Here is a 23,595-nt window from a genome sequence, read left to right as displayed (position 1 = left end):
CGGCCCACTCTAGGTAGTGTCGGGTCTCGTGCGCTCCCTCCTCCCCGTGCTCGTCGTCGCAGCCCTCCTCGCCGCTGCGGGGTGCACGGGCACGACGACACCGAGCGCCGAGGGCACGTCGGACAACAGCGCTCTCGTGCTCGCCGACCCGATGGAGCCGACCACGCTGAACCCGCTGCTCGGCTACGGCCGCGAGGGCGTGTCCAAGCTGTACGACGGGCTGGTGGAGCACCGCGCGGACGGCTCGGTGCGGCCCCAGCTCGCGGTGGACGCCCCGACACCCGCCGCGGACGGGCTGAGCTGGACCGTGGCGCTGCGCGAGGACGTGAAGTTCACCGACGGCACGTCGTTCGGGCCCGAGGACGTGGTGGCGACCTACCGGGCGCTGCTCGACCCGGCGTCCGGCTCGACCGAGCGGGCCGCGTTCGCGGAGCTGGCCGGGGTGGAGCAGCTGGACCCCCGAACGGTCCGGTTCACGCTGGCCAGGCCGTGGGCGGCGTTCCCGCACACGCTGGTGCTCGGCATCCTGCCCAGCGAGGCGCTCGGCGGGCCGCTGCGCGACGTGCGACCCGTCGGCACGGGCCCGTACAAGCTGGTGGAGTGGCGCAAGGGCGACCGGATGGTGCTGGAGGCCAACGCGTCCTACTTCGGCGGCGAGCCCAAGGTCCGCAAGCTGACCGTGGTGTTCGTGCCGGACGACAACACGCGTGCCCAGCGGATGCAGGCGGGCGAGTTCGACGGCACGGCGCTGCCGCCCCGGCTGGCCGCGTCGTTCAGCAACGCCAACGGCATGAGGCTGATCACGCACCGCAGCGCCGACCTGCGTGCCGTCACGCTGCCGGGTGGCGCCGTGACGGGTGACAGCGCCATCCGGATGGCGTTGAACCACGCGGTCAACCGCAAGGGCATGGTGGACAACCTGCTCGGCGGCCACGGCGCGGTGGTGAGCACGCCGGTGCCGGACACGCTGCCGGAGTTCGTGGAGACCGGCGCCCGGTTCGCCTACGACAAGGCGCTGGCCGAGCTGCTGCTGGACCAGGCGGGCTGGGTGCGCGGCGCGGACGGCGTGCGGGCGCGCGACGGCGTGGCCGCCCGGTTCACCCTGATGTACCCGATCGGCGACGTGGTGCGCGCCGACCTGGCCACCGCGTTCGCCGCGGACGCCAAGGCGGTCGGCCTCGACGTGCAGCTGGCCGGGCTGAGCTGGGAGGCCCTCACGCCGAGGCTGGGCGTGGACGCGCTGCTGCACGGCGGTGGCACCCCGTTCGACCCTGACCTGATGACCTACCAGCCGCTGCACACCCCCAACCCGTGGGGCTACTCGAACCCGCAGGTCGACGCCGCGCTGGACGCCGGGCGGTCGCTGCTGGACCCGGCGCAGCGCGCGGCGGCGTACAAGCAGTTCCAGCGCGCGTACGTGGCCTCGCCGGGCATGGTGGTGCTGGCGTCGGTGCGCCACACGTACGTGGTGCGGGAGAACTGGAACGGCTACCAGGAGGTCGTGGACCCGCACGCGCACGGCGCCCTGTCGTGGGGCCCGTGGTGGAACCTGGAGAAATGGACGCCCCGCTAGGCCTTCGTCTGTTGCATCCTGGTGGCGATAGTGGCGGATTCCACGAACCCAAGGGGACGCAGTGACGATCTTCCTCGACTCGGCCGGTTCCTCCCTCCCACCGCGTGAGGTGCTGGACGAGGTGATCGGCCACCTGCGGCGCGAGGTGGAGGTCGGCGGGTACGTCGCCGCGCAGGAGCGCGCGGACGACCTGGAGGCCGGGTACGGGGTGTTCGCCGAGCTGCTCGGCGCGTCGCCGGACGAGGTCGCGTTCACCGAGAGCGCGACCCGGTCGTGGCTGACCGCGTTCGACGCCGTGCCGCTGGCCGCCGGCGACCGGGTGCTGTTCAGCGAGGCCGAGTACGCGGGCACGGCGATCCCGATCCTGCGCCGGGCGCGGGAGGTCGGCGCGGTCGCGGAGGCGGTGCCGTCGGACTCGTTCGGGCAGATCGACGTGGACGCGTTGAAGGACATGCTGGACGAGCGGGTGAAGCTGGTCTCGCTGGTGCACGTGCCGACCAACAGCGGGCTGGTCAACCCGGCGCGCGAGGTCGCCGACGCGGCGCACGAGGTGGGCGCGCTGGTGCTGCTGGACGCGTGCCAGTCGATCGGTCAGCTGCCGGTGCGCGCCGACGACCTGGGCGTGGACCTGATCGCGGGCACCGGCCGCAAGTGGCTGCGCGGCCCGCGCGGCACCGGTGTGCTGGTCGTGCGCCGCGAGGCCGCCGAGCGCCTGCACCCCCGGCTGGTCGACCTGCACAGCGCCGAGTGGGTCGGGCCGGACGACATCCGGCTGCGGGACGACGCGCGGGTCCACGAGATCTGGGAGACGAGCGTCGCCGCCCGGCTCGGGTTCATCGCGGCGGCGCGGTACGCGCTGGCCAAGGGCGTGGACGTGATCGAACGCGAGGTCGGCGAACGCGCGCGGCGGCTGCGGGACGGGCTGGGCGCGCTGCCGGGCGTGACGGTCCGCGACCCGGGCGTGCGCAAGGCGGGCATCGTCACGTTCACCGTGGACGGCGTGTCGGCGGTCGACGTGCGCGACCGGCTGGCCCGCGAGGGCGTCACGGTCACCGTCAGCTGGGCGTCGTCGACGCTGCTGGACATGACCCGGCGCGGGCTCGCCGAGGTGGTGAGGGCGTCACCCCACTACTTCGTCGAGCCCGCGCAGGTCGATCAGGCCGTGGAGGCCGTCAGCAGGTGCGCCCGGTGATGCGCGGGACGCAGTCGGAGTAGTCGAGGAACAGCTGCACCGCGGTGTCGTTGCGCGAGGTCTGCGCGGCGATCACCGTGTCACGCGGGTAGAAGCCGCTGGTGCCGCTCGCGGACCTGGGGTACATCTCGAACGTGTAGCTCCAGATGCCGTGGGCGGCCCACATCCAGTCGTCGACGCTGCCGTCGGTGATGTAGAGGTCGCTGGCCTGCTGCGGCGTGTAGCCGTTCAACGAGGCCATCCGCCTGCCCATGGTCTGGAACACGTTGGCCTGGGTGGCGTCCAGGCCGGCGGCGGTGTCGTTGTAGGTGTAGCCGTACGGCCAGAGGATCAGCTCCGAGAACGTGTGCCAGTCGATGTGCGACTTGATCTGCTGCACACCGCCGACCACGCGCGTGCCGACGAAGTCGCGGACCCGGGCGGTCTCCGGCGCGGAGAACGCCGACGGGCCGCGGTAGGTCTCGCTCGACCCGCTGCCGCTGGAACCGCCGCAGCAGCCCCACTGGTGGCCCCAGTTGCGGTTCGGGTCGGTGCCGGTGGAGGTGGAGTTCGGCTGCCGGTTCTTGCGCCACGCCCGGAACGAGCCGGTCGCGATGTCGTACTCGGCGCCGTCCGGGTTGACGCTGGGGATGACCCAGATCTCCCGGCTGTCGACCGCGCCCTTGACGGCCGCGTTGGACGCGTAGTTGTCCGTGTACCGCTTGATGATGTGCAGGCACATCTCCACGGTCAGGTGCTCACGGGCGTGCTGGTTGCAGGTGAACAGCACCTCGGGCTCGGACTCGTCGGACGCCGGGTTGTCGCTGATCTTGATCATCCACAGGTCGCGGTTCTGGTACGACTTGCCGATGCTGCGCAGCGTGACGAGGTTCGGGTGGTCCCGGACGGTCTGGTTCAGCTCGGCGACCATCTCGGCGTAGTTGTGGTAGCCGGTGTAGCCGGACGGGAAGTCCTGCGCGCCGAGCTGGGGGTCGGCGAACTCCGCCTTGCCCAGGCCCGCGAGCTGGGCGTCCGCGTCACCGGCGTTCTTCATCGGCAGACCGGTGGCGCGCAGCAGCCACTGCTGGCGGGGTTCGGCGATCACGGTGAGCGTGTCGCCGTTCTGCCCGAGGACGTCGACCCCGGTCCGGGCGACCTTGGTCCGCGCCTCGGGCGAGGTCGCGGTGACCTCGAACACGGTCCGCTCGGGGGTTTGCGCGGTCGCCGGTTGCGCCGACCCGGGGTGCGCGGGGAGCACCAGGGTCACGCTCGCGACCAGCGCGGCGGCCACAAGGCCGCGCCGCTTGGTGAACATCAAGCCTCCATCATCAGCAGGGTTTGCGACGGAGATGCGGAACACCCACAGGGGTGCACACGCAGCGTGGCCCCCCGGTCACGGATAGAGGTAGCCCCCGTTTGTCGGGTTCACCACTCAGGACCCAGGCTGACAGTTGACGGAATTGGCGACGCCTTACTCTTGAGGGCATGCTCAGCCGCATCGACCTGCGAGGTCGTGTCCCGTCACCCGCCGAACTGCGTGCCGCGCTGCCGCGCGCCGAGGTCGACGTGGACGCGGTGCTGCATCAGGTCCGCCCGCTCGTGGACGACGTGCGCGAACGCGGCGTCGAGGCCGTGCTGGAGCACGGCGAGAAGTTCGACAAGGTGCGCCCGTCGTCGATCCGCGTGCCCGCGTCCGAGCTGGAGCGCGCGCTGTCCGAGCTGGACCCGGCCGTGCGCGCGGCGTTGGAGGAGTCCATCGCGCGGGTCCGCAAGGTGCACGCCGACCAGCGCCGCGTCGACACGACCACCCAGGTGGTGCCCGGCGGCACGGTGACCGAGCGCTGGGTGCCGGTGTCCCGGGTAGGCCTGTACGCGCCCGGCGGCCTGGCCGTCTACCCGTCCACCGTGGTCATGAACGTGGTGCCGGCGCAGATCGCGGGCGTCGAGTCGCTGGTGGTGTGCTCGCCGCCGCAGGCGGAGTTCGGCGGCCTGCCGCACCCGGCGATCCTGGCCGCCGCGGCGCTCCTCGGCGTGACCGAGGTGTGGGCCGTGGGCGGCGCGCTCGCCGTCGCGCTGCTCGCGTACGGCGGCACGGACACCGACGGGCAGGCACTTGAGCCGGTCGACCTGGTGACCGGTCCCGGCAACATCTACCTGACCGCGGCCAAGCGGCTGCTGCGCGGCCTCATCGGCATCGACTCCGAGGCCGGGCCGACCGAGATCCTGATCCTGGCCGACGACACGGCCGACCCGGTGCACGTGGCCGCCGACCTGATCAGCCAGGCCGAGCACGACCCGCTGGCCGCGAGCGTGCTGGTTACCACGTCGCCGGAGCTGGCGGACGCCGTGGACGGGGAGCTGGAGCGCCAGACCGGCGCGACCAAGCACCGCGAACGCGTGCGCACGGCGTTGCAGGGCAAGCAGTCCGGCACCGTGCTGGTGGCCACGCTCGACGACGGGCTGCGGGTGGTGGACGTGTACGCCGCCGAGCACCTGGAGATCCAGACGGCCGACGCCCGCGAGGTCGCCGCACGCGTGCGCGCGGCCGGCGCGATCTTCGTCGGGCCGCACTCGCCGGTGTCGCTGGGCGACTACTGCGCGGGCTCCAACCACGTGCTGCCCACCGCCGGGTGCGCGCGGCACTCGTCGGGGCTGTCGGTGCAGACGTTCCTGCGCGGCATCCACGTGGTCGACTACAGCGAGGACGCGTTGCGCGAGGTCGCGCCGCACGTCGTGGCGCTGGCGAACGCCGAGGACCTGCCCGCGCACGGCCAGGCCGTCACGGCGAGGTTCAGCCGGTGAAGCCGATCGGGTCCCGGGTCGAACTCACCGACCTGCCTCTGCGCGACGACCTGCGCGGACGTACGCCGTACGGCGCGCCTCAGCTGGACGTGCCCGTGCGGCTGAACACGAACGAGAACCCGTACCCGCCCACGCCCGCCCTGGTGCAGGACGTGGTGCGGGAGGTCGCGGCCATCGCCGGCGAGCTGCACCGCTACCCGGACCGGGACGCGGTGGCGTTGCGCGAGGACCTGGCCGCCTACCTGGCGTCGTCCACGGGCGTGCCGCTGACCTCGGCGAACCTGTGGGCCGCGAACGGGTCGAACGAGGTGCTGCAGCAGATCCTCCAGGCGTTCGGCGGGCCGGGCCGGTCGGCGCTGGGCTTCGAGCCGTCGTACTCGATGCACCCGATCATCGCCGCGGGCACCCGCACGGAGTGGGCGCCGACGCCCCGCCGCGCCGACTTCTCGTTGGACGTGGCGCGGGCGGCCGAGATCGTCGCCGAACGCGCGCCCGACGTGGTGTTCGTGACCAGCCCGAACAACCCGACCGGGCAGAGCCTGCCGGTGGACGACCTGCGCGTGCTGATCGAGTCCGCGCCCGGCATGGTCGTGGTGGACGAGGCGTACGCGGAGTTCTCGTCGCGGCGCAGCGCGGTCGAGCTGCTGGACGACTACCCCGCGAAGCTGATCGTCAGCCGGACCATGAGCAAGGCGTTCGCCTTCGCCGGCGGCCGGCTGGGCTACCTCGCCGCCGCGCCCGCCGTCGTGGACGCGTTGCAGCTGGTGCGGCTGCCGTACCACCTGTCGGCGTTGACGCAGGCGGCGGCGCGGGCGTCGTTGCGGCACGCGGCGGAGACGCTCGGCTCGGTGGCCAAGCTGGCGGCCGAGCGCGACCGGGTGATGGACTCGCTGTCGGGCCTGGGCTTCTCGGTGGTGCCGAGCGACGCGAACTTCGTGCTGTTCGGGTGGTTCGAGGACGCGCACGCCACGTGGCGGTCGTATTTGGAACGCGGTGTGCTGATCAGGGACGTCGGCATCGTCGGACATCTGCGGGTGACGGTCGGTACTCCGGAGGAGAACGACGCGTTCCTCGCGGCGAGCAAGGAGGTTGGCCGGTGAGCCGGGTCGGCAAGGTGGAGCGGACCACCAGGGAATCGTCGGTGCACGTCGAGGTGGACCTCGACGGGACCGGGCAGGTCGAGATCAGCACGGGCGTGCCGTTCTACGACCACATGCTGACCGCGCTGGGCGTGCACGGGTCGTTGGACCTGGTCGTCCGGGCGACCGGCGACGTGGAGATCGACGCGCACCACACCGTGGAGGACGTGGCGATCGTGCTCGGGCAGGCGTTGCGGGAGGCGTTGGGGGACAAGGCGGGCATCCGCCGGTTCGGCGACGCGTGGATCCCGATGGACGAGACGCTGGCGCACGCGGCGGTGGACGTGTCGGGGCGGCCGTACTGCGTGCACGTGGGCGAGCCGGAGCAGTTCAACACCTTCACCATCGGCGGGAACTACCCGTTCGTGCTGAACCGGCACGTGTTCGACTCGCTGGCGTTCCACGCGGGCATCGCGCTGCACGTGCGGGTGGAGTACGGGCGCGACCCGCACCACATCGCCGAGGCGCAGTTCAAGGCGATCGCGCGGGCGCTGCGGGCGGCCGTCGAGCCGGACCCGCGGGTGGGCGGCGTGCCGTCGACCAAGGGCGTCCTCTAGATGCCGAAGGAATACGTGGTCATCGGCCTGATCGCCCTGGCCGGCTTCCTGGGCGGCGGCGTCTACAGCACGTGGAAGACGGCCCGGGGCCTGGCGATCGTCCTGCTGGTCCTGACCGTCGTCGCCGTGGGCGCCGCCATCACCTGGCTCCTGTGAGCCTGAGCGTTCAACTCACCTGTTCCGAACGTAGGACACGCGCGTTCCGAACGTAGGACACGCGCGCGTGTCGAACCTTCACGTCGCGCGTGTCGAACACTCAGGTCGCGCGTGTCCTACGTTCAGAACGCGAGAGTCCTACGTTCGGAACGCGTGAGTTGAACGTTCGGGACGGCGGGCGCGGGTGGTTTGGCTGTCTGCGTATGGTTGGTCACATGTCGTCACCGGCTGAGGCCGCCATCACCGTCGGTCGCCCTCGGGAACGGGCTGACGCCGCCCGCAACCGGGCCCGCGTGCTCGCCGCGGCGGAAGAGGTGTTCGCCGCCGCCGGCGGGGCGGTCGGCGTGACGATGGAGGACATCGCGCGGGCCGCGGGCGTGGGCCGGGCGACGCTCTACCGGCGTTATCCGGACACGACGTCCATCGCGCAGGCGCTGCTGGACGAGCACGAGTCCGAGATCCAGGACCGCATCCTCACCGGCCCTCCGCCGCTGGGCCCGGGCGCGTCGCCCGACGAACGGCTGGCCGCGTTCTACCGGACCATGGTCGGCCTGCTGGAACGGCACCTGCACCTGGTGCTCGGCGCGGAGACGGGCCGGGCGCGGTTCCGGGCGGGCGCCTACGGCTTCTGGCGGCGGCACGTGGCCTCGCTCGTGGACGGCGCACCGGCGGCCGTGGTGGACGCCTTGATGGCGCCGTTGGCCCCCGAGGTCTACCAGTACCAAAGACAGGTGCGCGGCCTCGGCCCGGACGAGGTGGTCGCGGGCCTCGACTGGCTCACGAGACGTGTTCTCTCAGGTAGTTAGGCGGCACGGCGGCCGCCAGCCACACGCCGTTGGCGCTCACCCGGAACTCGTGGCCGTCGGCGGCCATGGCCGCGGCGTCGACGACCAGCACCACCGGCTTGCCCCGGCGTGACCCGACCCGGACGGCCGTCTCCACGGTCGCGGACAGGTGCACGTCGTGCCGCGCCATCGGCTGCAGCCCGTACCGGAAGATGTCGGGCAGGGACCGGCCCACCGTCCCGTGGTACAGCTCGGCGGGCGGCTCGGTGACGGGCAGGTCCAACGACACCTCCACGGTGTGCCCCTGGTTGGCCCGGATGCGCCCGTCCTCGATCGCGAACCGCTGCTTGTCGTTGTCCGCCACCACCTCCAGCACCTGCGCCCGACTCACGCCCAGGGCGCGCACGAAATCGTCCAGGTCCACCCATCCGGCCGCGTCGAGCGTCAGCCCGACCCGCTCCGGCTCGTGGCGCAGGACCTTGGACATCCGCTTCGACAAGCGGACCATCTGCTTCTTCTCTTGCACGACTTCCAGTGCAGCACGCGGGCACAACCGGGTTTCACGTGCCGCCTTCGAGGGCGGGCTTGAGCTTGGGCGCGCCGGGCCCGTCGGCGGCCTGCTCGTCGTCGAAGTTGTGCAGGGAGCAGCTGCGCAGCGACAGGCACCCGCACCCGATGCACGACGTCAGCCGGTCGCGCAGCCGCCGCAGCGCGTCGATCCGGGCGTCCAGCTCCACCTGCCAGCTCGCCGACAGCCTGCTCCAGTCGGTCTTGGTCGGCGTGCGGTTGTCCGGCAGGGTCGCCAACGCGTCGTGCACGTCCTCCAGCGACAGCCCGACCCGCTGCGCGGTGCGGATGAACGCCAGCCGCCGCAGCACGTGCCGCGGGTACCTGCGCTGGTTGCCCGCCGTGCGCTCGGAGGTGATCAGCCCTCTTTCCTCGTAGAACCTCAACGCGGTGTGCGGCACGCCGCTGCGTTCGGCCACCTGACCGATGGTCAACATCTCCGGCAACTTGCTCACGTGCCCATCCTATGGCTTGACCTCGACCTAAGTCGAAGTTGTTTCGTGGAGTCATGGCAGTCAAGGACAAGTCGGGCTACGCGGACATCCCCGCGTTGTTCCGGCGGATGACAGGGGACGAGAAGCACGAGTGGGCGGCGGCGTCCACGCTGGACGTGCTGTGGGTGCTCTACGACCGGGTGCTGGACGTGTCACCGGACCGGGTGGACGACCCGGACCGCGACCGGTTCCTGCTGTCGAAGGGGCACGGCCCGATGGCGTATTACGCCGTGCTGGCCGCGAAGGGGTACATCGACCCGTCCACTCTGGACACGTGGACCGCGTGGGACTCGCCGTTGGGCCAGCACCCGGACCGCGTGCTGGTGAACGGTGTCGAGATCAGCAGCGGCTCGCTCGGGCACGGCCTGCCGATCGCCGTCGGCACCGCGCTCGGCCTGCGCCTGCAGGGCCGGGGAGCGCGGACGTTCGTGCTGGTCGGCGACGCGGAGCTGGACGAGGGCAGCAACCACGAGGCGATCGCGCTGGCCGGTCGGCTCGGCCTGGACCGCCTGGTGACCGTGGTGGTGGACAACGCTTCCGGCACGCACGGCTGGCCCGGCGGGGTGGCGAAGCGGTTCGAGGTCGAGGGCTGGCAGACGTCCACAGTGGACGGACGGGACCACGAGGCGCTGCACGAGGCGTTCACGCAGGACCACCCCGGCCGTCCGCTGGTCGTGGTGGCCGAGATCGGCAAGGGGGAGCGGCGATGACGTCGATGCGAGAGGTGTTCGTGGACACCGTCGAGGACGTGATGCGGCACGACCCGCGGGTCGCGGTCGTGCTGGCGGAGATCTCGCGGGACGCGTTCACGCCGAACGAGCGGGTGGTCAACGTCGGCATCCGCGAGCAGGCCATGGTCGGCGTGGGCGCGGGGCTGGCGTTGAGCGGCCTGCGGCCGGTGGTGCACACCTACGCGCCGTTCCTGGTCGAGCGCCCGTTCGAGCAGGTCAAGCTGGACTTCGGCCACCAGGACCTGGGCGGGGTGCTGGTCAGCATCGGCGGTTCCTACGACGACCCGGTGTGGGGCCGCACGCACCAGGCGCCGGGTGACGTGGCGCTGTTCGACACGCTGCCCGGCTGGACGGTGCGCGTGCCGGGCCACCCGGACGAGGTGGGTCCGATCGTGCGGGACGCGCTGGAGCGCGACGACCGGGTCTACATCCGGCTCTCGCTGCGGCAGAACGCGGCGCCGCACCCGGTGGTCGAGGGGTTCACCGAGGTGCGGCGCGGCAGGCAGGGCGTGGTGGTGGCCGTCGGGCCGATGCTCGACACCGTGCTGGAGGCCACCCGGGACGCGGACGTGACGGTGCTCTACGCGACCACCGTGCGGCCGTTCGACGCGGCCGGGCTGCAAGCGGCGGTGCGCCGGGCGGACCGGGCCGACGTGCTGCTGGTCGAGCCGTACCTGGAGGGCACGTCGGCGCACCTGGCGGCCGAGGCGCTGGCCGACGTGCCGCACCGGCTGCGGTCGCTCGGCGTGCGGCGGGACTCCGAGCTGCGGGCCTACGGCACGGCCGAGGACCACGATTCGGCGCACGACCTCGACGTGCTCGGCGTCGCCGCGGCCGTGCGTCGGATGTTCGGCCACCCGGCCGCTGCGGCATGATCTCTGCCTGTGAGCGTGCCGAGAACCCTGATCTGGACACCCGCGCCGACCGCGGAGCTGCAGCTGAACCTGCACCGCGCCGCCGCGGGGCCCGCGGCACTCGTCCCGGTGGCGTCCGGGACGGTGCTGCTGCCGCGCAGGCAGATCGGGTTCCCGGCGGCGCTCCGGCTGGCCGAGCAGGTCCGGGAGACCGGCGCGGCGGCGCTGCTGCTGCGCTGGTCTCCCACCGCCGAGGTGTGGACCGACGGCGAGCAGGCGGGTTCGACGGGCTCGGCACGACGGCTGGTCGGCCTGCTGCGCTGGTGGCGGCTGGACGCCCGACCGCGGCCCGCGGCACTGCCCGCCGACGTCGCCGAGGTGCGGTCCCTGGTCGACGAGGGCCGCGCCGACACGTGGGTGACCGCCCTGCCGGACCGGGTGGGCCTGCCGATCAACACGGTCCTGCCGGTGGTCCCGGTCACCCAAGGCGGGTTGGCCTGAGGGTCGTGGCGGACCGCACGCTCACGACCGGCGGCGCGGCGACTAGGCTGGTCAGGTGCCCAAGGTCGTCGTGCTGGACTACGGATTCGGCAACATCCGCTCCGCCGAGCGCGCGCTCCAGCGCGTCGGCGCCGACGTGGAGGTGACCGCCGACCATCGGGCCGCGCTCGACGCGGACGGCCTGGTGGTGCCCGGTGTCGGCGCGTTCGCCGCGTGCATGGCCGGCCTGGACGCGATCAAGGGCGGCCGGCTCATCGGCCAGCGGCTCGCCGGCGGACGGCCCGTGCTCGGCATCTGCGTCGGCATGCAGGTCCTGTTCGAGCGCGGCATCGAGCACGGCGTGCTCACCGAGGGCTGCGGCGAGTGGCCGGGCACGGTGGAGCGGCTGGACGCGCCCGTCGTGCCCCACATGGGCTGGAACACCGTTCGCGCGCCCGAGGACACCCAACTGTTCGCCGGTCTCGACCCGGACACCCGGTACTACTTCGTGCACTCCTACGGCGTGCGCAAGTGGGAGCTGGAGGAGTCCGGCACGCTCCGCGCGCCGCTGGTGACGTGGGCCGAGCACGGCGGCGACGAGTTCGTCGCGGCGGTGGAGAACGGGCCGCTGTGGGCGACCCAGTTCCACCCGGAGAAGTCCGGCGACGCGGGCGCGCACCTGCTGGAGAACTGGCTCAAGAGCGTCAACTAGGCTGAACGCGTGACTTTCACGCTGCTCCCGGCTGTTGACGTGGCCGATGGCCTGGCCGTTCGGCTCGTGCAGGGCGAGGCCGGCACCGAGACCAACTACGGCGACCCGCTGGACGCCGCGCTCGCGTGGCAGCGCGACGGCGCCGAGTGGGTGCACCTGGTCGACCTCGACGCCGCGTTCGGCCGCGGCAGCAACCGCGAGCTGCTGGCCCGCGTGGTCGGCGAGCTGGACGTGCAGGTCGAGCTGTCCGGCGGCATCCGCGACGACGCGTCGCTGGCCGCCGCGCTCGCGACGGGCTGCGCGCGGGTGAACCTGGGCACGGCCGCGCTGGAGGACCCGGTGTGGTGCGCGAAGGTCGTCGCCGAGCACGGCGAGAAGATCGCGGTTGGCCTGGACGTGCGGATCACCGAGCAGGGCCACCGGGTGGCCGCGCGCGGCTGGACGAAGGACGGCGGCGACCTGTGGGAGGTGCTGGACCGGCTGGACCGGGACGGCTGCGCCCGCTACGTGGTCACCGACGTGGGCAAGGACGGCACGCTCCAGGGACCGAACGTGGACCTGCTGCGCGAGCTGTGCGCGCGCACCGACGCGCCGGTGATCGCGTCCGGCGGCGTGTCGAGCGTGGCCGACCTGGTGGCGCTGGCGGCGTTGTCCCGGGACGGCGTCGAGGGCGCGATCGTGGGCAAGGCGCTCTACGCGGGCGCGTTCACGCTCCCGGAGGCGCTGGCCGCTGTGCGCGGTTGATCGCGTCCTCGATCTCGCGGACGATGTAGGCCTCCGCGGCCGCCTCGGTGACGCCGGTGCGTTCGAGGGCCTTGGCCGCGGTGCCCTCCCCTTCGGCGAGCAGGCCGAGCAGCAGGTGCTCGGTGCCGACGAACCTGTGGCCCTGGCGCAGCGACGCCCGCACGGCCAGTTCCAGCGCCTTCTTGCAGTGCGTGGTGAACGGCTGCGGCTCGGGCCGCTGCCGGACCGTGCCGTCCAGCTCGTTGAGCACCGCCATCCGCGTGGTGCCCTCCGCCGCTTCCAGCTCGGCGATCGTCTTGGCGGCCAGGCCGCCGGACTCGTCGAGCAGGCCGAGCAGGAGGTGTTCGGTGCCGATGTGCTCGCTGAACCGGGCGTGGTGGCGGGCCAGCACGACGACCCGCCGCGCCCGGTCGGTGTAGCGGTCGAAGCTCGGCTTCAGGTCCGGTGACTCCTTGGGCACGAACCGCTTCTGCGCGGCCTGCTTGGTGACGCCGAGGCTCTCGCCGATCTCGGTCCAGCTCGCGCCCGCCCGGCGTGCCTCGTCGACGAAGTGGCCGATGAGGTGGTCGCCCAGCTCGTCGAGCCGGCCGCTCAGCCGCACGGCGGCGGCCAGCCTGCCCAGCACGTCGGTGTGCTCCGCCGCGACGGTGACGATGAGGTCCGTGAGCTGGACCGGCGGTGCTACCACCCGTCAACTGTAGGTTGACGCAGCGTGGTGCGTCAACTTCGGGTTGACGCTAGGCGGTCTTGATCTCGATGCCGATCGTGCCGTTGCGCCCGCGGCGGAGTCGGCTGCCGAGCACTGAGAGCTTGCCCACCACGCCGTACTTCTTCGCGATGAGGGCCTGCACCCGGTCGGTGCCGGGCCCGTCGAGCAGCCGCGCGGTGGCCGGGACCTGCTCGCCGGTGGGCTTGCCGCGCAGGTCGCACGGCCCGACGAGGACGTCGCCGCTGCGGCGGATGCGCTTCACCTTGCCCGCTTGGGCGGCGGACCACGCGTACAGCGTGCCGTCGCCGCCCGCGACCCAGACGGGTGTGGGCACGGCGGTGCCGTCCTTGCGGAAGGTGGTCAACAACAGGTACTTGACGGCTGCGAGGTCCATGGCGGCAACGTTAGCCGGAGAACACGCGGAAGAGCCCCGCTCCCACGAGGGGAACGGGGCTCTTCACGAGCAACGCTAGGTCAGATGACCGTCACGTTCGTCGCCTGGGGGCCCTTGGCGCCCTGGCCGACATCGAAGCTCACCCGCTGGTTCTCTTCCAGGCTGCGGTAGCCGCCGCTCTGGATCTCCGAGTAGTGGACGAACACGTCCGCGCCGCCATCCTCGGGGGAGATGAAGCCGAAGCCCTTCTCCGAGTTGAACCACTTCACGGTGCCCTGCGCCATCTTTAACTCCTCATACAGCTACCAACGGGGCGAACGCACCCGCTGGGGCCGGTCCAAACGCTGACCCTGAGGAATCACACGCTCAAACAATGTTTCGCGAGCGTGGTGACACGAACACAAAACTTGCGACCTCCACAAGTGAACCACACTTTGGCCGCCACGTCGCCCACCAGACGCCGCGAATCCCACGTTCGGGTCGCGCACGTCCCAAGTTCAGCACGCGTGAGTCCTACGTTCAGGTCGCGTGTGTCCTACGTTCAGGAGCCCTGAGTTGAACGCTCAGGCACGCCGGAGCGGGCCGCTCAGGGCGTCCACGTAGGCTTTTGGCCATGTCAGTCGCGGTGCGCGTGATCCCCTGCCTGGACGTCGACCGGGGCAGGGTCGTGAAGGGTGTGAACTTCACCAACCTCGTCGACGCGGGCGACCCGGTCGAGCTGGCGCGGGCCTACGACGCGGAGGGCGCGGACGAGCTGACGTTCCTCGACGTGACTGCGTCGTCCAGCGACCGCGAGACCACGTTCGACGTGGTCAGGCGCACGGCGGAGCAGGTGTTCATCCCGCTGACCGTGGGCGGCGGCGTGCGCAGCGCGGACGACGTGGACAAGCTGCTGCGCGCGGGCGCGGACAAGGTGAGCGTGAACACGGCCGCGATCGCCCGGCCCGAGCTGCTCGGCGAGCTGTCCCGCCGGTTCGGCGCCCAGTGCATCGTGCTGTCGGTGGACGCGCGCCGCGTGCCGGAGGGCGAGCGGCCCACCCCGTCGGGGTTCGAGGTCACCACGCACGGCGGCCGCAAGGGCACCGGCATCGACGCGGTCGAGTGGGCGGCGCGCGGCCAGGAGCTGGGCGTCGGCGAGATCCTGCTGAACTCCATGGACGCCGACGGCACCAAGGCCGGGTTCGACCTGGAGCTGATCCGGCTCACCCGCGAGGTCGTCGACGTGCCGTTGATCGCCAGCGGCGGCGCGGGCTCGGTCGAGCACTTCCCGCCCGCCGTGGCGGAGGGCGCGGACGCCGTGCTCGCGGCCAGCGTGTTCCACTTCGGCACGCTGCGCATCGGCGACGTGAAGCAGGGCCTGCGCGACGCGGGCGTGGAGGTGCGCTGATGCTGAACCCGCGCAACGCGCCGACCGAGGTGTTCCTCGCGACCCTGATCGGCACGGCGGGCGCCCTGGCGTTCGTGCTCATGGGCCTGGTTCAGTGGCAGGTCGAGAACGACTCGAGCTGGATCAAGTTCCCGGTGATCGTCGCCGTGCTGGGGCTGCTGTCGGTGGGCGGCCTGCTGGCGCGCCTGCGCCCGGCCCGGCTGACGGCGGCGTTCGTCTTCGGCCTGGTCGCGTTGATCCACCTGCTCGCGGTGCTCAACCAGGGGCCGGTGTGGATCCGCGTGGTGTCCGGCCTGCTGTCCGCCGCGCACATCTTCGCCGTGGTGATGCTCAACACCAAGCCCGCCCGGATCCACTTCCTCGGAGGACAGCGTTGACCAGCGCGCTCGACCCGTCCATCGCCTCACGGCTCAAGCGCACCGCCGACGGCCTGGTGTGCGCCGTGGCGCAGCGGCGCGGCACCGGGGAGGTGTTGATGGTGGCGTGGATGGACGACGAGGCCCTGCACCGCACGCTCACCACCCGTCGCGCCACGTACTACTCGCGCAGCCGGCAGCAGCTGTGGGTGAAGGGCGAGACGTCCGGGCACACGCAGTACGTGCACGAGGTGCGGCTGGACTGCGACGGCGACACGTTGCTGCTGGTCGTGGACCAGGTCGGCGGCGCGTGCCACACCGGTGACGCGACCTGCTTCGACGCGACCGTGCTGCTCGGCCCGGCCGACTGACCGGCTCAGGGCCGACCGACTTGGCCTGGCCGGCTCGGTCCGGTCGGGTTGGTCCGGCCGCTCAGCCCAGGTCGCCGGTCAGGTAGCGCTGCAGGTTGGGCGCGATGGCCTTGACCATCGTCTCCACGTCGGCCGAGGCGAACGGCTCGAACTTCACCACGTACCGCACCATGCCCATGCCGAAGATCTGGCTGGCGACCAGCGTCGCGCGCAGCTCGGCGTCCGAGACGTCCAGGTGCATGACGACCCGCTTGATCAGGGTCTGCACGAAGAAGCCGCGCAGCACCTCGGCGACCTGGCTGTGCGCCGTCACGCTGCGCACCATCGCGGCGAACTGGCCGCCGCCGATGGGGTCCCAGATGCCGATGAAGTTGCGCACGATCCGTTCGCCGGTCTCCTCGTCCGGACCGTCGAGGATGCGTTCGATCAGCACGTTGAGGTCGACCGGCACCTGGAGCACGGCCTTCGCGAACAGGGCTTCCTTGCTGCCGAACCAGTGGTTCACCATCGCGGCGTCCACGCCGGCCCGCGCGGCGATGGACCGGACGGTGGCGCCCTCGTAGCCGCGTTCGACGAACACCTCGCGCGCGGCGTCCAGCAGCGCGGCCTTGGTGTCCTCGCCGCCCGCCCGTCGGCCGCGGCGCTTGGGTTCGGTTTGGTCCGAGCCGGGGTTCACGCCATCATCATGCGGCAAGCCGCCCAGTTTTTCAACACGCGTTGAAATAGAGCCCGGCCGAACATCCGTATATGCCCGACCGGCACAATGTCGGCCATGGTGAGCGTCATCGGTGCAGGTGCGGGTCTGGGCGAGGTCAGCCCGACGCGCGAGGAGTTCCGCGAGCTCGCCGCCCAACGGCGGGTCATCCCGGTGGTGCGGCGGCTGCTGGCGGACGCGGAGACGCCCGTCGGGCTGTACCGCAAGCTCGCGGCGGACCGTCCGGGCACGTTCCTGTTCGAGTCGGCCGAGAACGGCCGCTCCTGGTCGCGCTGGTCGTTCGTCGGCGCGCGCAGCGCGGGCGCGTTGACCGCGACCGGCGGCGAGGCGTTCTGGCTCGGCCCCCACCCGGTGGGCCTGCCCGAGGGCGGCGACCCGCTGGTGGCGCTGCGCGAGACCATCGAGGTGCTGCGCACGGACCCGCTGCCCGGCCTGCCGCCGTTGACCGGCGGGATGGTCGGCTACATCGGCTACGACGCCGTGCGGCGGCTGGAGCGGCTGCCGTCGTTGGCCGAGGACGACCTGAAGGTGCCGGAGCTGGTGATGCTGCTGGCCACCGACCTGGCCGCGCTCGACCACCACGAGGGCACCGTCACGCTCATCGCGAACGCCATCAACTGGGACGACTCGCCGGCACGCGTCGACGCGGCGTACGACGACGCGGTGACCAGGCTCGACGCGATGACGCAGGACCTGCAGAGCCCCGCGCCGCCGACGGTCGCGGTGTTCGCCCGGCCCAAGCCGGAGTTCGTGCGCCGCCGCTCGCAGCAGGAGCACTACGCCGTCGTGGAGCAGGCCAAGGAGGCCATCCGGGCGGGCGAGGCGTTCCAGGTCGTGCTGTCGCAGCGGTTCGAGATGCGCACCACCGCCGACCCGCTCGACATCTACCGCGTGCTGCGCACGTCCAACCCCAGCCCGTACATGTACCTGCTGCGGCTGGACGACTTCGACATCGTCGGCTGCAGCCCGGAGTCGTTGGTGACCGTGCGCGACGGCAAGGCCACCACTCACCCGATCGCGGGCACCCGGTGGAGGGGCGTCGACGAGGAGGAAGACGCCCTGCTGGAGAAGGACCTGCTGGCCGACCACAAGGAACGCGCCGAGCACCTGATGCTCGTCGACCTGGGCCGCAACGACCTGGGCCGGGTGTGCAAGCCGGGCTCGGTGACCGTGGTCGACTTCTTCAAGGTCGAGCGGTACAGCCACGTCATGCACATCGTGTCCACCGTCAGCGGCGAGTTGGCCGAGGGCAGGACGGCGTTCGACGCGGTCGCGGCGTGCTTCCCGGCGGGCACCCTCTCCGGCGCGCCCAAGCCGCGCGCGATGGAGCTGATCGAGGAGCTGGAGCCCACCCGGCGCGGCCTGTACGGCGGCGTCGTCGGCTACCTGGACTTCGCGGGCGACGCGGACACCGCGATCGCCATCCGCACCGCCCTGGTGCGCGACGGCGTGGCGTACGTGCAGGCCGGCGGCGGCATCGTGGCCGACTCCGACCCCGTCGCCGAGGACAACGAGTGCCTGAACAAGGCGGGCGCGGTGCTCTCGGCGATCGCGACCGCGCAGACCATGGCCCCGGCGGTGGACCCGGCCCGTGTCTGAGACGTCCGGCGCCCGGCCCGGCAGGCGTCCACTGTGGATCGTGGTGGCGCTGCTGCTGCTCGGCGCGGTGGCGTTGTGGGGCGCGTCCGCCATGTCCTGGGACGCTTCGGCGGACCGAAGCGGCGGCGACGTCGTGCCCGCGCTGACCCCGTTGGCGTTGCTGTGCCTGGCCGCCATCGCCGCCGTGGTGGCGTTGAGCGGCTGGGTGCGGCGGGTGCTCGGCGTCGTGGTGCTGCTCGCGGGCGCGGCGGCGGCGTTCCAAGGAGTGGACGCCGACGGGCCTGTGACCGGTCGCGGCCTCGTGCTCCTCGGCGCGGCGCTCGCGGTCGCGGCGGGTGTGCTGCTCGTCGTGCGCGGTTCGGCCATGCCCCGCTTGGGCGGCGGTTACCAGACGCCCGGCGCGGCCAAGCGGACCGCCGATCCCGAGCGGGACCTGTGGAACGCGCTGGAGCGCGGCGACGATCCCACGGACCGGGACTGACGTCGCGCTGACGACCGGCTGACGCGCCGGCTCCGCACGTTTGCGCACGTCGGTTCGCAAGGGTGCTGGTCAACTGCGCGAACGGTGCCACCCCGGTGGCCGGACGGGGTTCGCTGCGGGGTTAGCATCCTCGTGGCGGGAAGGGGAGCATGACGTGCGGGAGCTTGCGACTGAACCGGAAGGTCTGACGGAGTCGAGCGAGGTGCGCGGATGACCGTGCTCGAGTCGATCATCGAAGGCGTCCGCGAGGACCTCGCCGAGCGCGAGGCGGCACTGCCCTTCGACGTGCTCAGGGAGAAGGCGACGAAGGTGCCGCCGCCGCAGGACGTGATGTCGATCCTGCGCGGACCCGGCGTCGGCGTCATCGCCGAGGTCAAGCGGCGCAGCCCGTCCAAGGGGCAGCTGGCCGACATCCCGGAGCCCGCGGACCTCGCCGTGCAGTACGAGCTGGGCGGCGCGCGGGCGATCAGCGTGCTGACCGAGCGGCGCCGGTTCGGCGGGTCGCTGGAGGACTTCGACGCGGTGCGCGCGGCGGTGGGCGTGCCCCTGTTGCGCAAGGACTTCATCGTCAGCCCGTACCAGGTGCACGAGGCACGCCTGCACGGCGCGGACCTCGTGCTGCTGATCGTGGCGGCGTTGGAGCAGAACGCGCTGGTGTCCCTGCTCGACCGGGTGGAGTCGCTGGGCATGACGGCCCTGGTCGAGGTGCACACGGCCGAGGAGGCCGACCGCGCGCTGGAGGCCGGTGCGAGCGTCATCGGCGTGAACGCGCGCAACCTGCACACCCTGGAAGTGGACAAGGACGTGTTCGGGCGGATCGCGCCCGGCCTGCCCTTCGACGTCATCAAGATCGCCGAGTCCGGTGTGTCCGGGCCGGGCGACCTGATGGCGTACGCGGGCGCGGGCGCCGACGCGGTGCTGGTCGGCGAGAGCCTGGTGACGAGCGGCGACCCCAAGGTCGCGGTGAACAAGCTGGTGACGGCGGGGTCGCACCCGGCGTGTCCCCGGCCCAGCCGGTAAGACCCCCGTAGGAGGAGAGCGCATGGCGCGCGGCCAGTTGGCTCCGACACCCCACGACCCGGACGAGCGGGGCCACTTCGGGCCGTGGGGCGGCCGGTTCATGCCGGAAGCGCTCATCGCCGCGGTGGACGAGCTCGCCGCGTTCTACGAGAAGGCGCGGGTCGACCCCGAGTTCCTCGACGAGTTCGCCCGGCTGCTGCGCGACTTCGCCGGGCGGCCGTCGCTGCTCACCGAGGCGCCCAAGTTCGCCGCCCACGCGGGCGGCGCGCGGGTGTTCCTCAAGCGCGAGGACCTCAACCACACCGGCTCGCACAAGATCAACAACGTGCTGGGCCAGGCGCTGCTCACCAAGCGGATGGGCAAGAAGCGGGTCATCGCCGAGACCGGCGCGGGCCAGCACGGCGTGGCCACGGCCACCGCCTGCGCCCTGATGGGCCTGGACTGCGTCGTCTACATGGGCGAGGTCGACACCGAGCGGCAGGCGCTCAACGTGGCCCGGATGCGGCTGCTCGGCGCGAAGGTGATCCCGGTGAAGACCGGCTCGCGCACGCTGAAGGACGCCATCAACGAGGCGCTGCGCGACTGGGTCGCCAACGTCGACGACACGCACTACCTGCTCGGCACCGCCGCCGGGCCGCACCCGTTCCCGGTGCTCGTGCGCGACTTCCACCGGATCATCGGCATCGAGGCGCGCGAGCAGATCCTGGCGAAGGCCGGTCGGCTGCCCGACGTGGTGGCCGCGTGCGTCGGCGGCGGGTCGAACGCCATCGGCATCTTCCACGGCTTCATCGACGACCCGTCCGTGCGGCTGGTCGGCCTGGAGCCCGGCGGCGACGGCATCGAGACCTCCCGGCACGGCGCCACGCTCACCGCGGGCACGCCCGGATCGCTGCACGGCGCCATGTCGTACGTGCTGCAGGACTCCGACGGGCAGATCGCCGAGGCGCACTCCATCTCGGCCGGCCTGGACTACCCCGGCGTCGGGCCCGAGCACGCGTTCCTGAAGGACAGCGGCCGGGCCGAGTACCGGCCGGTGACCGACGCCCAGGCGATGGAGGCGTTCGCGCTGCTGTCGCGGGAGGAGGGCATCATCCCGGCGGTCGAGTCGGCGCACGCCCTGGCCGGCGCCCTGGTGCTGGGCCGTGAGCTGGGGCCGGAGGGGTTGATCCTGGTCAACCTGTCCGGGCGCGGCGACAAGGACATGGACACCGCGATCAAGTGGTTCGGGCTGGGGGTGGAGTCGTGAGCAGGCTTGAACCGGTTTTCTCGGCTTGTCGGGCGGAGGCGCGGGCGGCCCTGATCGGGTACCTGCCCGCCGGGTACCCCACGCTCGAGGGCTCGAAGGACGTGCTGCGGACGATGGTGTCGGCCGGGTGCGACCTGGTGGAGGTCGGCCTGCCGTTCTCCGACCCGGTGATGGACGGCGTCACCATCCAGCGCGCGGCCGAGCAGGCGTTGCGCGGCGGGTTCCGGGTGCGGGACCTGTTCGGCGTGGTGGAGTCGGTCGCGGAGGCCGGTGGGCGCGCGGTCGTGATGACGTACTGGAACCCGGTGCTGGCGTACGGGGTGGACCGGTTCGCGCGCGACCTGGCGGCGGCGGGCGGGCTGGGTGTCATCACGCCCGACCTCGTGCCGGACGAGGGCGCTGCGTGGATCGAGGCGACGGACGCGCACGACCTGGACCGGATCTTCCTGGTCGCCCCGTCGTCGACGGAGGAGCGCATCGACCTGACCGCGCGGTCGTCGCGGGGGTTCCTGTACGCGACGTCGGTGATGGGCGTGACGGGTGCGCGCGACGTGGTGTCGTCGGCGGCTCCGGCGCTGGTCAAGCGGGTGCGTGAGCACACCGACATGCCGATCGGCGTCGGGTTGGGCGTGCGCAACGGCGCTCAGGCGGCGGAGCTGGCGGCGTTCGCGGACGGGGTCATCGTGGGCTCGGCGTTCGTGTCGGCCGTGCGGGACGACACCGTGGCGGCGTTGACGACGGACTTGGCCAACGGGGTGCGCCAAGCGCCGGCGGCCGTTTAGCACGCACGTTCGAGTGAACTAGACCGTTCGGCGGCTTCGAGGGCTCGAAATCGTCGGTGCGCGTCGGCATCCTGGGCTCGTGATCAAGCTCATCCACGACCCGACGTGCGACACTGGCGTGCGTCGGGCTGCCCCCGGAGGTGATGACGCATGGCTCTGCCGGCGGACCACGAACAAGACTTCGAACGTCGCACCTCGTGGGTGCACCACGACGGGCCGTGGACACTCGACGAAGTCCTCGCACTGCCCGAAGACCGGTCGCAGCGGGTCGAACTCGTCGACGGGGCGCTGCTCGTGAGCCCTCTCGGCAACCTCGACCACCAGCGCTTCATCGGCGATGTGTACGCCGGTCTCCGGATGGCCTGCCCCGCCGACCACGAGGTGTTTCCCGGTCTCAACGTCGGGTTGTCCGGCGGCCGGATGCTGATCCCGGACGTCGCAGTCGTCGTGCGCGGGCGAAAAGGACTGCTGCTGCCGGTCGAGGAGCTACTGCTCACGGTCGAGGTGCTCTCACCCAGCACTCGCGTGCAGGACCTCACCCTGAAGAAGCAGCTCTACGCCGAGGCCGGGGTGCCGTTCTACCTGGTCGTCGACCCGAAGGGTGGTGACCCGGTCGCGACCCTGTTCGAGCTCGACGGTGTCGAGTACGTGGAGACCGCGCGCAGCGAGGGTGGGTTTTTGAAGCTCGAACGACCCTTCCCGGTAACAATCGAGCTGTCGCGGTAGGACGAACGGGCGCACCCACTACGGTGGTGGCCGTGGTGACGACTTACCTCGCGACGATCCCCAGCCCCGACCAGGGCGTGTGGCAACTGGGACCGATCCCGCTCCGCGCCTATGCGCTGTGCATCATCCTCGGCATCATCCTGGCCATCTGGTGGGGTGAACGCCGCTGGGTGGCCCGCGGCGGGCTGAAGGGCGAGGTCACCGACATCGCCGTCTTCGCGGTCCCGTTCGGCCTGGTCGGCGGGCGGCTTTACCACGTGGCGACGGACTACGACAAGTACTTCGGGGAGGGTAAGAACCCGCTCACAGCCCTGGCCATCTGGAACGGCGGCCTCGGCATCTGGGGCGCCATCGCCCTCGGTGGTGTGGGCGCGTGGATCGCGTGCCGGCGCAAGGGCATCCCGCTGCCCGCGATGGCGGACGCGCTCGCGCCCGGCATCGTCGCCGCGCAAGCCGTCGGCCGCCTCGGCAACTACTTCAACCAGGAGCTCTACGGCGGTCCCACCACGCTGCCGTGGGGCCTGGAGATCTACAAGCGGGAAGACCCGGAGACCGGCTTCGAGGACGACCTCGGCGGCGTGGCGGTCGACCACACGCCGATCGAGATCGTGCACCCGACGTTCCTCTACGAACTGCTGTGGTGCCTCGGCGTCGCGCTGGTCATCGTGTGGGCCGACCGGAAGTTCCGGCTGGGCCACGGCCGCGTGTTCGCGCTGTACGTCGCGGGCTACACGGCCGGCCGGTTCTGGATCGAGCTGATGCGCACCGACCACGCCACCGAGGTGTTCGGCGTGCGGATCAACGTCATCACCTCCGCCGTGGTGTTCCTCGGCGCGATCGTCTACTTCGTGCTCGCCGGGAAGAAGGGCGACCGCGAGGTCATCGTGCGCGAGGAGCCCGCCGCCACCGAACCGCCCGAGTCCGGCTACGCGAGCACGGACGAGGACAAGCCGGCGGACGCCGAGGAGACGACGACCGTCCCCGACACGAAGACCGCGCCCGAGAAGCCCGCGGACACCGGCGACAAGCCGGAGCAGTAGGCCG

At 71.9% G+C, this 23,595-nt stretch carries 29 protein-coding genes; 22 read left to right on the top strand and 7 right to left on the bottom strand.

Going from position 1 to position 23,595, the window contains the following annotated elements; translation table 11 throughout:
- Nucleotides 1-28 precede the first annotated feature (28 nt).
- Both ADK67_RS06710 and ADK67_RS06705 read left to right on the top strand, forming a co-directional pair.
- On the top strand, nucleotides 29-1,573 hold the full coding sequence (locus ADK67_RS06710) for an ABC transporter substrate-binding protein (RefSeq protein WP_231648051.1): 1,545 nt from the start codon (nucleotides 29-31) through the stop codon (nucleotides 1,571-1,573).
- A gap of 61 nt (nucleotides 1,574-1,634) precedes the next feature.
- On the top strand, nucleotides 1,635-2,765 hold the full coding sequence (locus ADK67_RS06705; RefSeq protein WP_231648050.1) for an aminotransferase class V-fold PLP-dependent enzyme: 1,131 nt from the start codon (nucleotides 1,635-1,637) through the stop codon (nucleotides 2,763-2,765).
- Here ADK67_RS06705 and ADK67_RS06700 read toward each other — a convergent pair.
- On the bottom strand, nucleotides 2,746-4,059 hold the full coding sequence (locus tag ADK67_RS06700; RefSeq protein WP_082403264.1) for a M14 family metallopeptidase: 1,314 nt from the start codon (nucleotides 4,057-4,059) through the stop codon (nucleotides 2,746-2,748). The two genes, ADK67_RS06705 and ADK67_RS06700, sit on opposite strands and share 20 nt — an antisense overlap.
- A 170-nt stretch (nucleotides 4,060-4,229) precedes the next feature.
- Between ADK67_RS06700 and hisD the strand changes: the two genes are divergently transcribed.
- The 5 genes from hisD to ADK67_RS06680 all read left to right on the top strand — a co-directional run bounded on the left by hisD (nucleotide 4,230) and on the right by ADK67_RS06680 (nucleotide 8,204).
- Nucleotides 4,230-5,546, top strand: a complete 1,317-nt coding sequence (gene hisD / locus ADK67_RS06695; protein WP_053715500.1) for a histidinol dehydrogenase — start codon at nucleotides 4,230-4,232, stop codon at nucleotides 5,544-5,546.
- Complete coding sequence (locus tag ADK67_RS06690) at nucleotides 5,543-6,646, top strand: histidinol-phosphate transaminase (RefSeq protein WP_082403263.1); 1,104 nt, start codon at nucleotides 5,543-5,545, stop codon at nucleotides 6,644-6,646. Before hisD ends, ADK67_RS06690 begins: the two co-directional genes overlap by 4 nt.
- Nucleotides 6,643-7,242, top strand: a complete 600-nt coding sequence (hisB, locus tag ADK67_RS06685) for an imidazoleglycerol-phosphate dehydratase HisB (protein ID WP_053715499.1) — start codon at nucleotides 6,643-6,645, stop codon at nucleotides 7,240-7,242. Before ADK67_RS06690 ends, hisB begins: the two co-directional genes overlap by 4 nt.
- Nucleotides 7,243-7,398 (top strand): hypothetical protein, encoded by a 156-nt coding sequence (locus ADK67_RS52250; protein ID WP_197289314.1) that lies wholly within the window; start codon nucleotides 7,243-7,245, stop codon nucleotides 7,396-7,398.
- 215 nt (nucleotides 7,399-7,613) lie between these two features.
- Complete coding sequence (locus tag ADK67_RS06680; RefSeq protein ID WP_053715498.1) at nucleotides 7,614-8,204, top strand: TetR/AcrR family transcriptional regulator; 591 nt, start codon at nucleotides 7,614-7,616, stop codon at nucleotides 8,202-8,204.
- On the opposite strand, the gene ADK67_RS06675 is transcribed toward ADK67_RS06680, so the two are convergent.
- A complete protein-coding gene (locus ADK67_RS06675) occupies nucleotides 8,176-8,691 on the bottom strand; it encodes an RNA 2'-phosphotransferase (protein WP_053715560.1) in 516 nt (171 codons plus the stop codon). The genes ADK67_RS06680 and ADK67_RS06675 overlap by 29 nt on opposite strands.
- 52 nt (nucleotides 8,692-8,743) lie before the next feature.
- Complete coding sequence (gene soxR / locus ADK67_RS06670) at nucleotides 8,744-9,187, bottom strand: redox-sensitive transcriptional activator SoxR (protein WP_442974112.1); 444 nt, start codon at nucleotides 9,185-9,187, stop codon at nucleotides 8,744-8,746.
- A gap of 71 nt (nucleotides 9,188-9,258) precedes the next feature.
- Between soxR and ADK67_RS06665 the strand changes: the two genes are divergently transcribed.
- From ADK67_RS06665 to priA, 5 genes are read left to right on the top strand one after another with little or no spacing between them, the layout of a single operon-like run.
- Nucleotides 9,259-9,954 carry a transketolase gene (locus tag ADK67_RS06665; RefSeq protein ID WP_053715496.1) on the top strand — a complete coding sequence of 232 codons (696 nt, stop codon included), beginning with the start codon at nucleotides 9,259-9,261 and terminating at the stop codon, nucleotides 9,952-9,954.
- The gene (locus ADK67_RS06660) at nucleotides 9,951-10,850 is read left to right on the top strand and encodes a transketolase family protein (protein WP_053715495.1); all 900 of its coding nucleotides are present in this window, start codon (nucleotides 9,951-9,953) and stop codon (nucleotides 10,848-10,850) included. The genes ADK67_RS06665 and ADK67_RS06660 overlap by 4 nt, the downstream gene beginning before the upstream one ends.
- Nucleotides 10,851-10,859: 9 nt before the next feature.
- On the top strand, nucleotides 10,860-11,330 hold the full coding sequence (locus ADK67_RS06655; protein WP_053715494.1) for a hypothetical protein: 471 nt from the start codon (nucleotides 10,860-10,862) through the stop codon (nucleotides 11,328-11,330).
- A gap of 55 nt (nucleotides 11,331-11,385) precedes the next feature.
- Nucleotides 11,386-12,021, top strand: a complete 636-nt coding sequence (gene hisH, locus ADK67_RS06650) for an imidazole glycerol phosphate synthase subunit HisH (protein WP_053715493.1) — start codon at nucleotides 11,386-11,388, stop codon at nucleotides 12,019-12,021.
- A gap of 9 nt (nucleotides 12,022-12,030) precedes the next feature.
- Nucleotides 12,031-12,765: a bifunctional 1-(5-phosphoribosyl)-5-((5-phosphoribosylamino)methylideneamino)imidazole-4-carboxamide isomerase/phosphoribosylanthranilate isomerase PriA gene (gene priA / locus ADK67_RS06645; protein ID WP_053715492.1), complete on the top strand. Its 735-nt coding sequence runs from the start codon at nucleotides 12,031-12,033 to the stop codon at nucleotides 12,763-12,765.
- On the opposite strand, the gene ADK67_RS06640 is transcribed toward priA, so the two are convergent.
- The 3 genes from ADK67_RS06640 to ADK67_RS06630 form a co-directional block, all read right to left on the bottom strand.
- Nucleotides 12,728-13,453 (bottom strand): Clp protease N-terminal domain-containing protein, encoded by a 726-nt coding sequence (locus tag ADK67_RS06640; RefSeq protein ID WP_053715491.1) that lies wholly within the window; start codon nucleotides 13,451-13,453, stop codon nucleotides 12,728-12,730. The genes priA and ADK67_RS06640 overlap by 38 nt on opposite strands.
- Nucleotides 13,454-13,502: 49 nt before the next feature.
- Nucleotides 13,503-13,868, bottom strand: a complete 366-nt coding sequence (locus ADK67_RS06635) for a PPOX class F420-dependent oxidoreductase (protein ID WP_053715490.1) — start codon at nucleotides 13,866-13,868, stop codon at nucleotides 13,503-13,505.
- A gap of 80 nt (nucleotides 13,869-13,948) precedes the next feature.
- Nucleotides 13,949-14,152 (bottom strand): cold-shock protein, encoded by a 204-nt coding sequence (locus ADK67_RS06630; protein WP_033437808.1) that lies wholly within the window; start codon nucleotides 14,150-14,152, stop codon nucleotides 13,949-13,951.
- A 329-nt stretch (nucleotides 14,153-14,481) separates the two neighbouring features.
- Here ADK67_RS06630 and hisF point away from each other — a divergent pair, with 329 nt between their 5' ends.
- Genes hisF through hisI form a run of 3 tightly spaced genes read left to right on the top strand, consistent with a single transcriptional unit; the run spans nucleotide 14,482 to nucleotide 15,982 of the window.
- Entirely contained in the window at nucleotides 14,482-15,255 is a 774-nt protein-coding gene (gene hisF / locus ADK67_RS06625) for an imidazole glycerol phosphate synthase subunit HisF (RefSeq protein WP_053715489.1), read from the top strand.
- Nucleotides 15,255-15,632, top strand: coding sequence for a hypothetical protein (locus ADK67_RS06620; protein ID WP_053715488.1), 378 nt, complete (start codon nucleotides 15,255-15,257; stop codon nucleotides 15,630-15,632). Before hisF ends, ADK67_RS06620 begins: the two co-directional genes overlap by 1 nt.
- Nucleotides 15,629-15,982 carry a phosphoribosyl-AMP cyclohydrolase gene (gene hisI / locus ADK67_RS06615; RefSeq protein WP_053715487.1) on the top strand — a complete coding sequence of 118 codons (354 nt, stop codon included), beginning with the start codon at nucleotides 15,629-15,631 and terminating at the stop codon, nucleotides 15,980-15,982. Before ADK67_RS06620 ends, hisI begins: the two co-directional genes overlap by 4 nt.
- A 61-nt stretch (nucleotides 15,983-16,043) precedes the next feature.
- Here hisI and ADK67_RS06610 read toward each other — a convergent pair whose 3' ends face one another.
- A complete protein-coding gene (locus ADK67_RS06610) occupies nucleotides 16,044-16,658 on the bottom strand; it encodes a TetR/AcrR family transcriptional regulator (RefSeq protein WP_053715486.1) in 615 nt (204 codons plus the stop codon).
- A gap of 96 nt (nucleotides 16,659-16,754) precedes the next feature.
- Between ADK67_RS06610 and ADK67_RS06605 the strand changes: the two genes are divergently transcribed.
- From ADK67_RS06605 to lgt, 7 genes are all read left to right on the top strand, one after another.
- A complete protein-coding gene (locus ADK67_RS06605; protein ID WP_053715485.1) occupies nucleotides 16,755-18,296 on the top strand; it encodes an anthranilate synthase component I in 1,542 nt (513 codons plus the stop codon).
- Nucleotides 18,289-18,777, top strand: coding sequence for a Trp biosynthesis-associated membrane protein (locus ADK67_RS06600; RefSeq protein WP_231648049.1), 489 nt, complete (start codon nucleotides 18,289-18,291; stop codon nucleotides 18,775-18,777). Before ADK67_RS06605 ends, ADK67_RS06600 begins: the two co-directional genes overlap by 8 nt.
- Before the next feature lie 210 nt (nucleotides 18,778-18,987).
- The gene (trpC, locus tag ADK67_RS06595) at nucleotides 18,988-19,797 is read left to right on the top strand and encodes an indole-3-glycerol phosphate synthase TrpC (RefSeq protein WP_053715484.1); all 810 of its coding nucleotides are present in this window, start codon (nucleotides 18,988-18,990) and stop codon (nucleotides 19,795-19,797) included.
- Between the two features lie 22 nt (nucleotides 19,798-19,819).
- Nucleotides 19,820-21,043 (top strand): tryptophan synthase subunit beta, encoded by a 1,224-nt coding sequence (gene trpB, locus ADK67_RS06590; protein WP_053715483.1) that lies wholly within the window; start codon nucleotides 19,820-19,822, stop codon nucleotides 21,041-21,043.
- On the top strand, nucleotides 21,040-21,825 hold the full coding sequence (trpA, locus tag ADK67_RS06585) for a tryptophan synthase subunit alpha (RefSeq protein ID WP_053715482.1): 786 nt from the start codon (nucleotides 21,040-21,042) through the stop codon (nucleotides 21,823-21,825). The genes trpB and trpA overlap by 4 nt, the downstream gene beginning before the upstream one ends.
- 150 nt (nucleotides 21,826-21,975) lie before the next feature.
- The gene (locus ADK67_RS06580; RefSeq protein ID WP_063797518.1) at nucleotides 21,976-22,551 is read left to right on the top strand and encodes a Uma2 family endonuclease; all 576 of its coding nucleotides are present in this window, start codon (nucleotides 21,976-21,978) and stop codon (nucleotides 22,549-22,551) included.
- Between the two features lie 35 nt (nucleotides 22,552-22,586).
- A complete protein-coding gene (gene lgt, locus ADK67_RS06575; RefSeq protein WP_082403272.1) occupies nucleotides 22,587-23,591 on the top strand; it encodes a prolipoprotein diacylglyceryl transferase in 1,005 nt (334 codons plus the stop codon).
- Nucleotides 23,592-23,595: the final 4 nt, after the last annotated feature.

Source organism: Saccharothrix sp. NRRL B-16348, assembly GCF_001280085.1.
In the GTDB taxonomy this organism is placed as follows: Bacteria; Actinomycetota; Actinomycetes; order Mycobacteriales; family Pseudonocardiaceae; genus Actinosynnema.
This window is presented reverse-complemented; position numbering and strand designations above follow the sequence as displayed.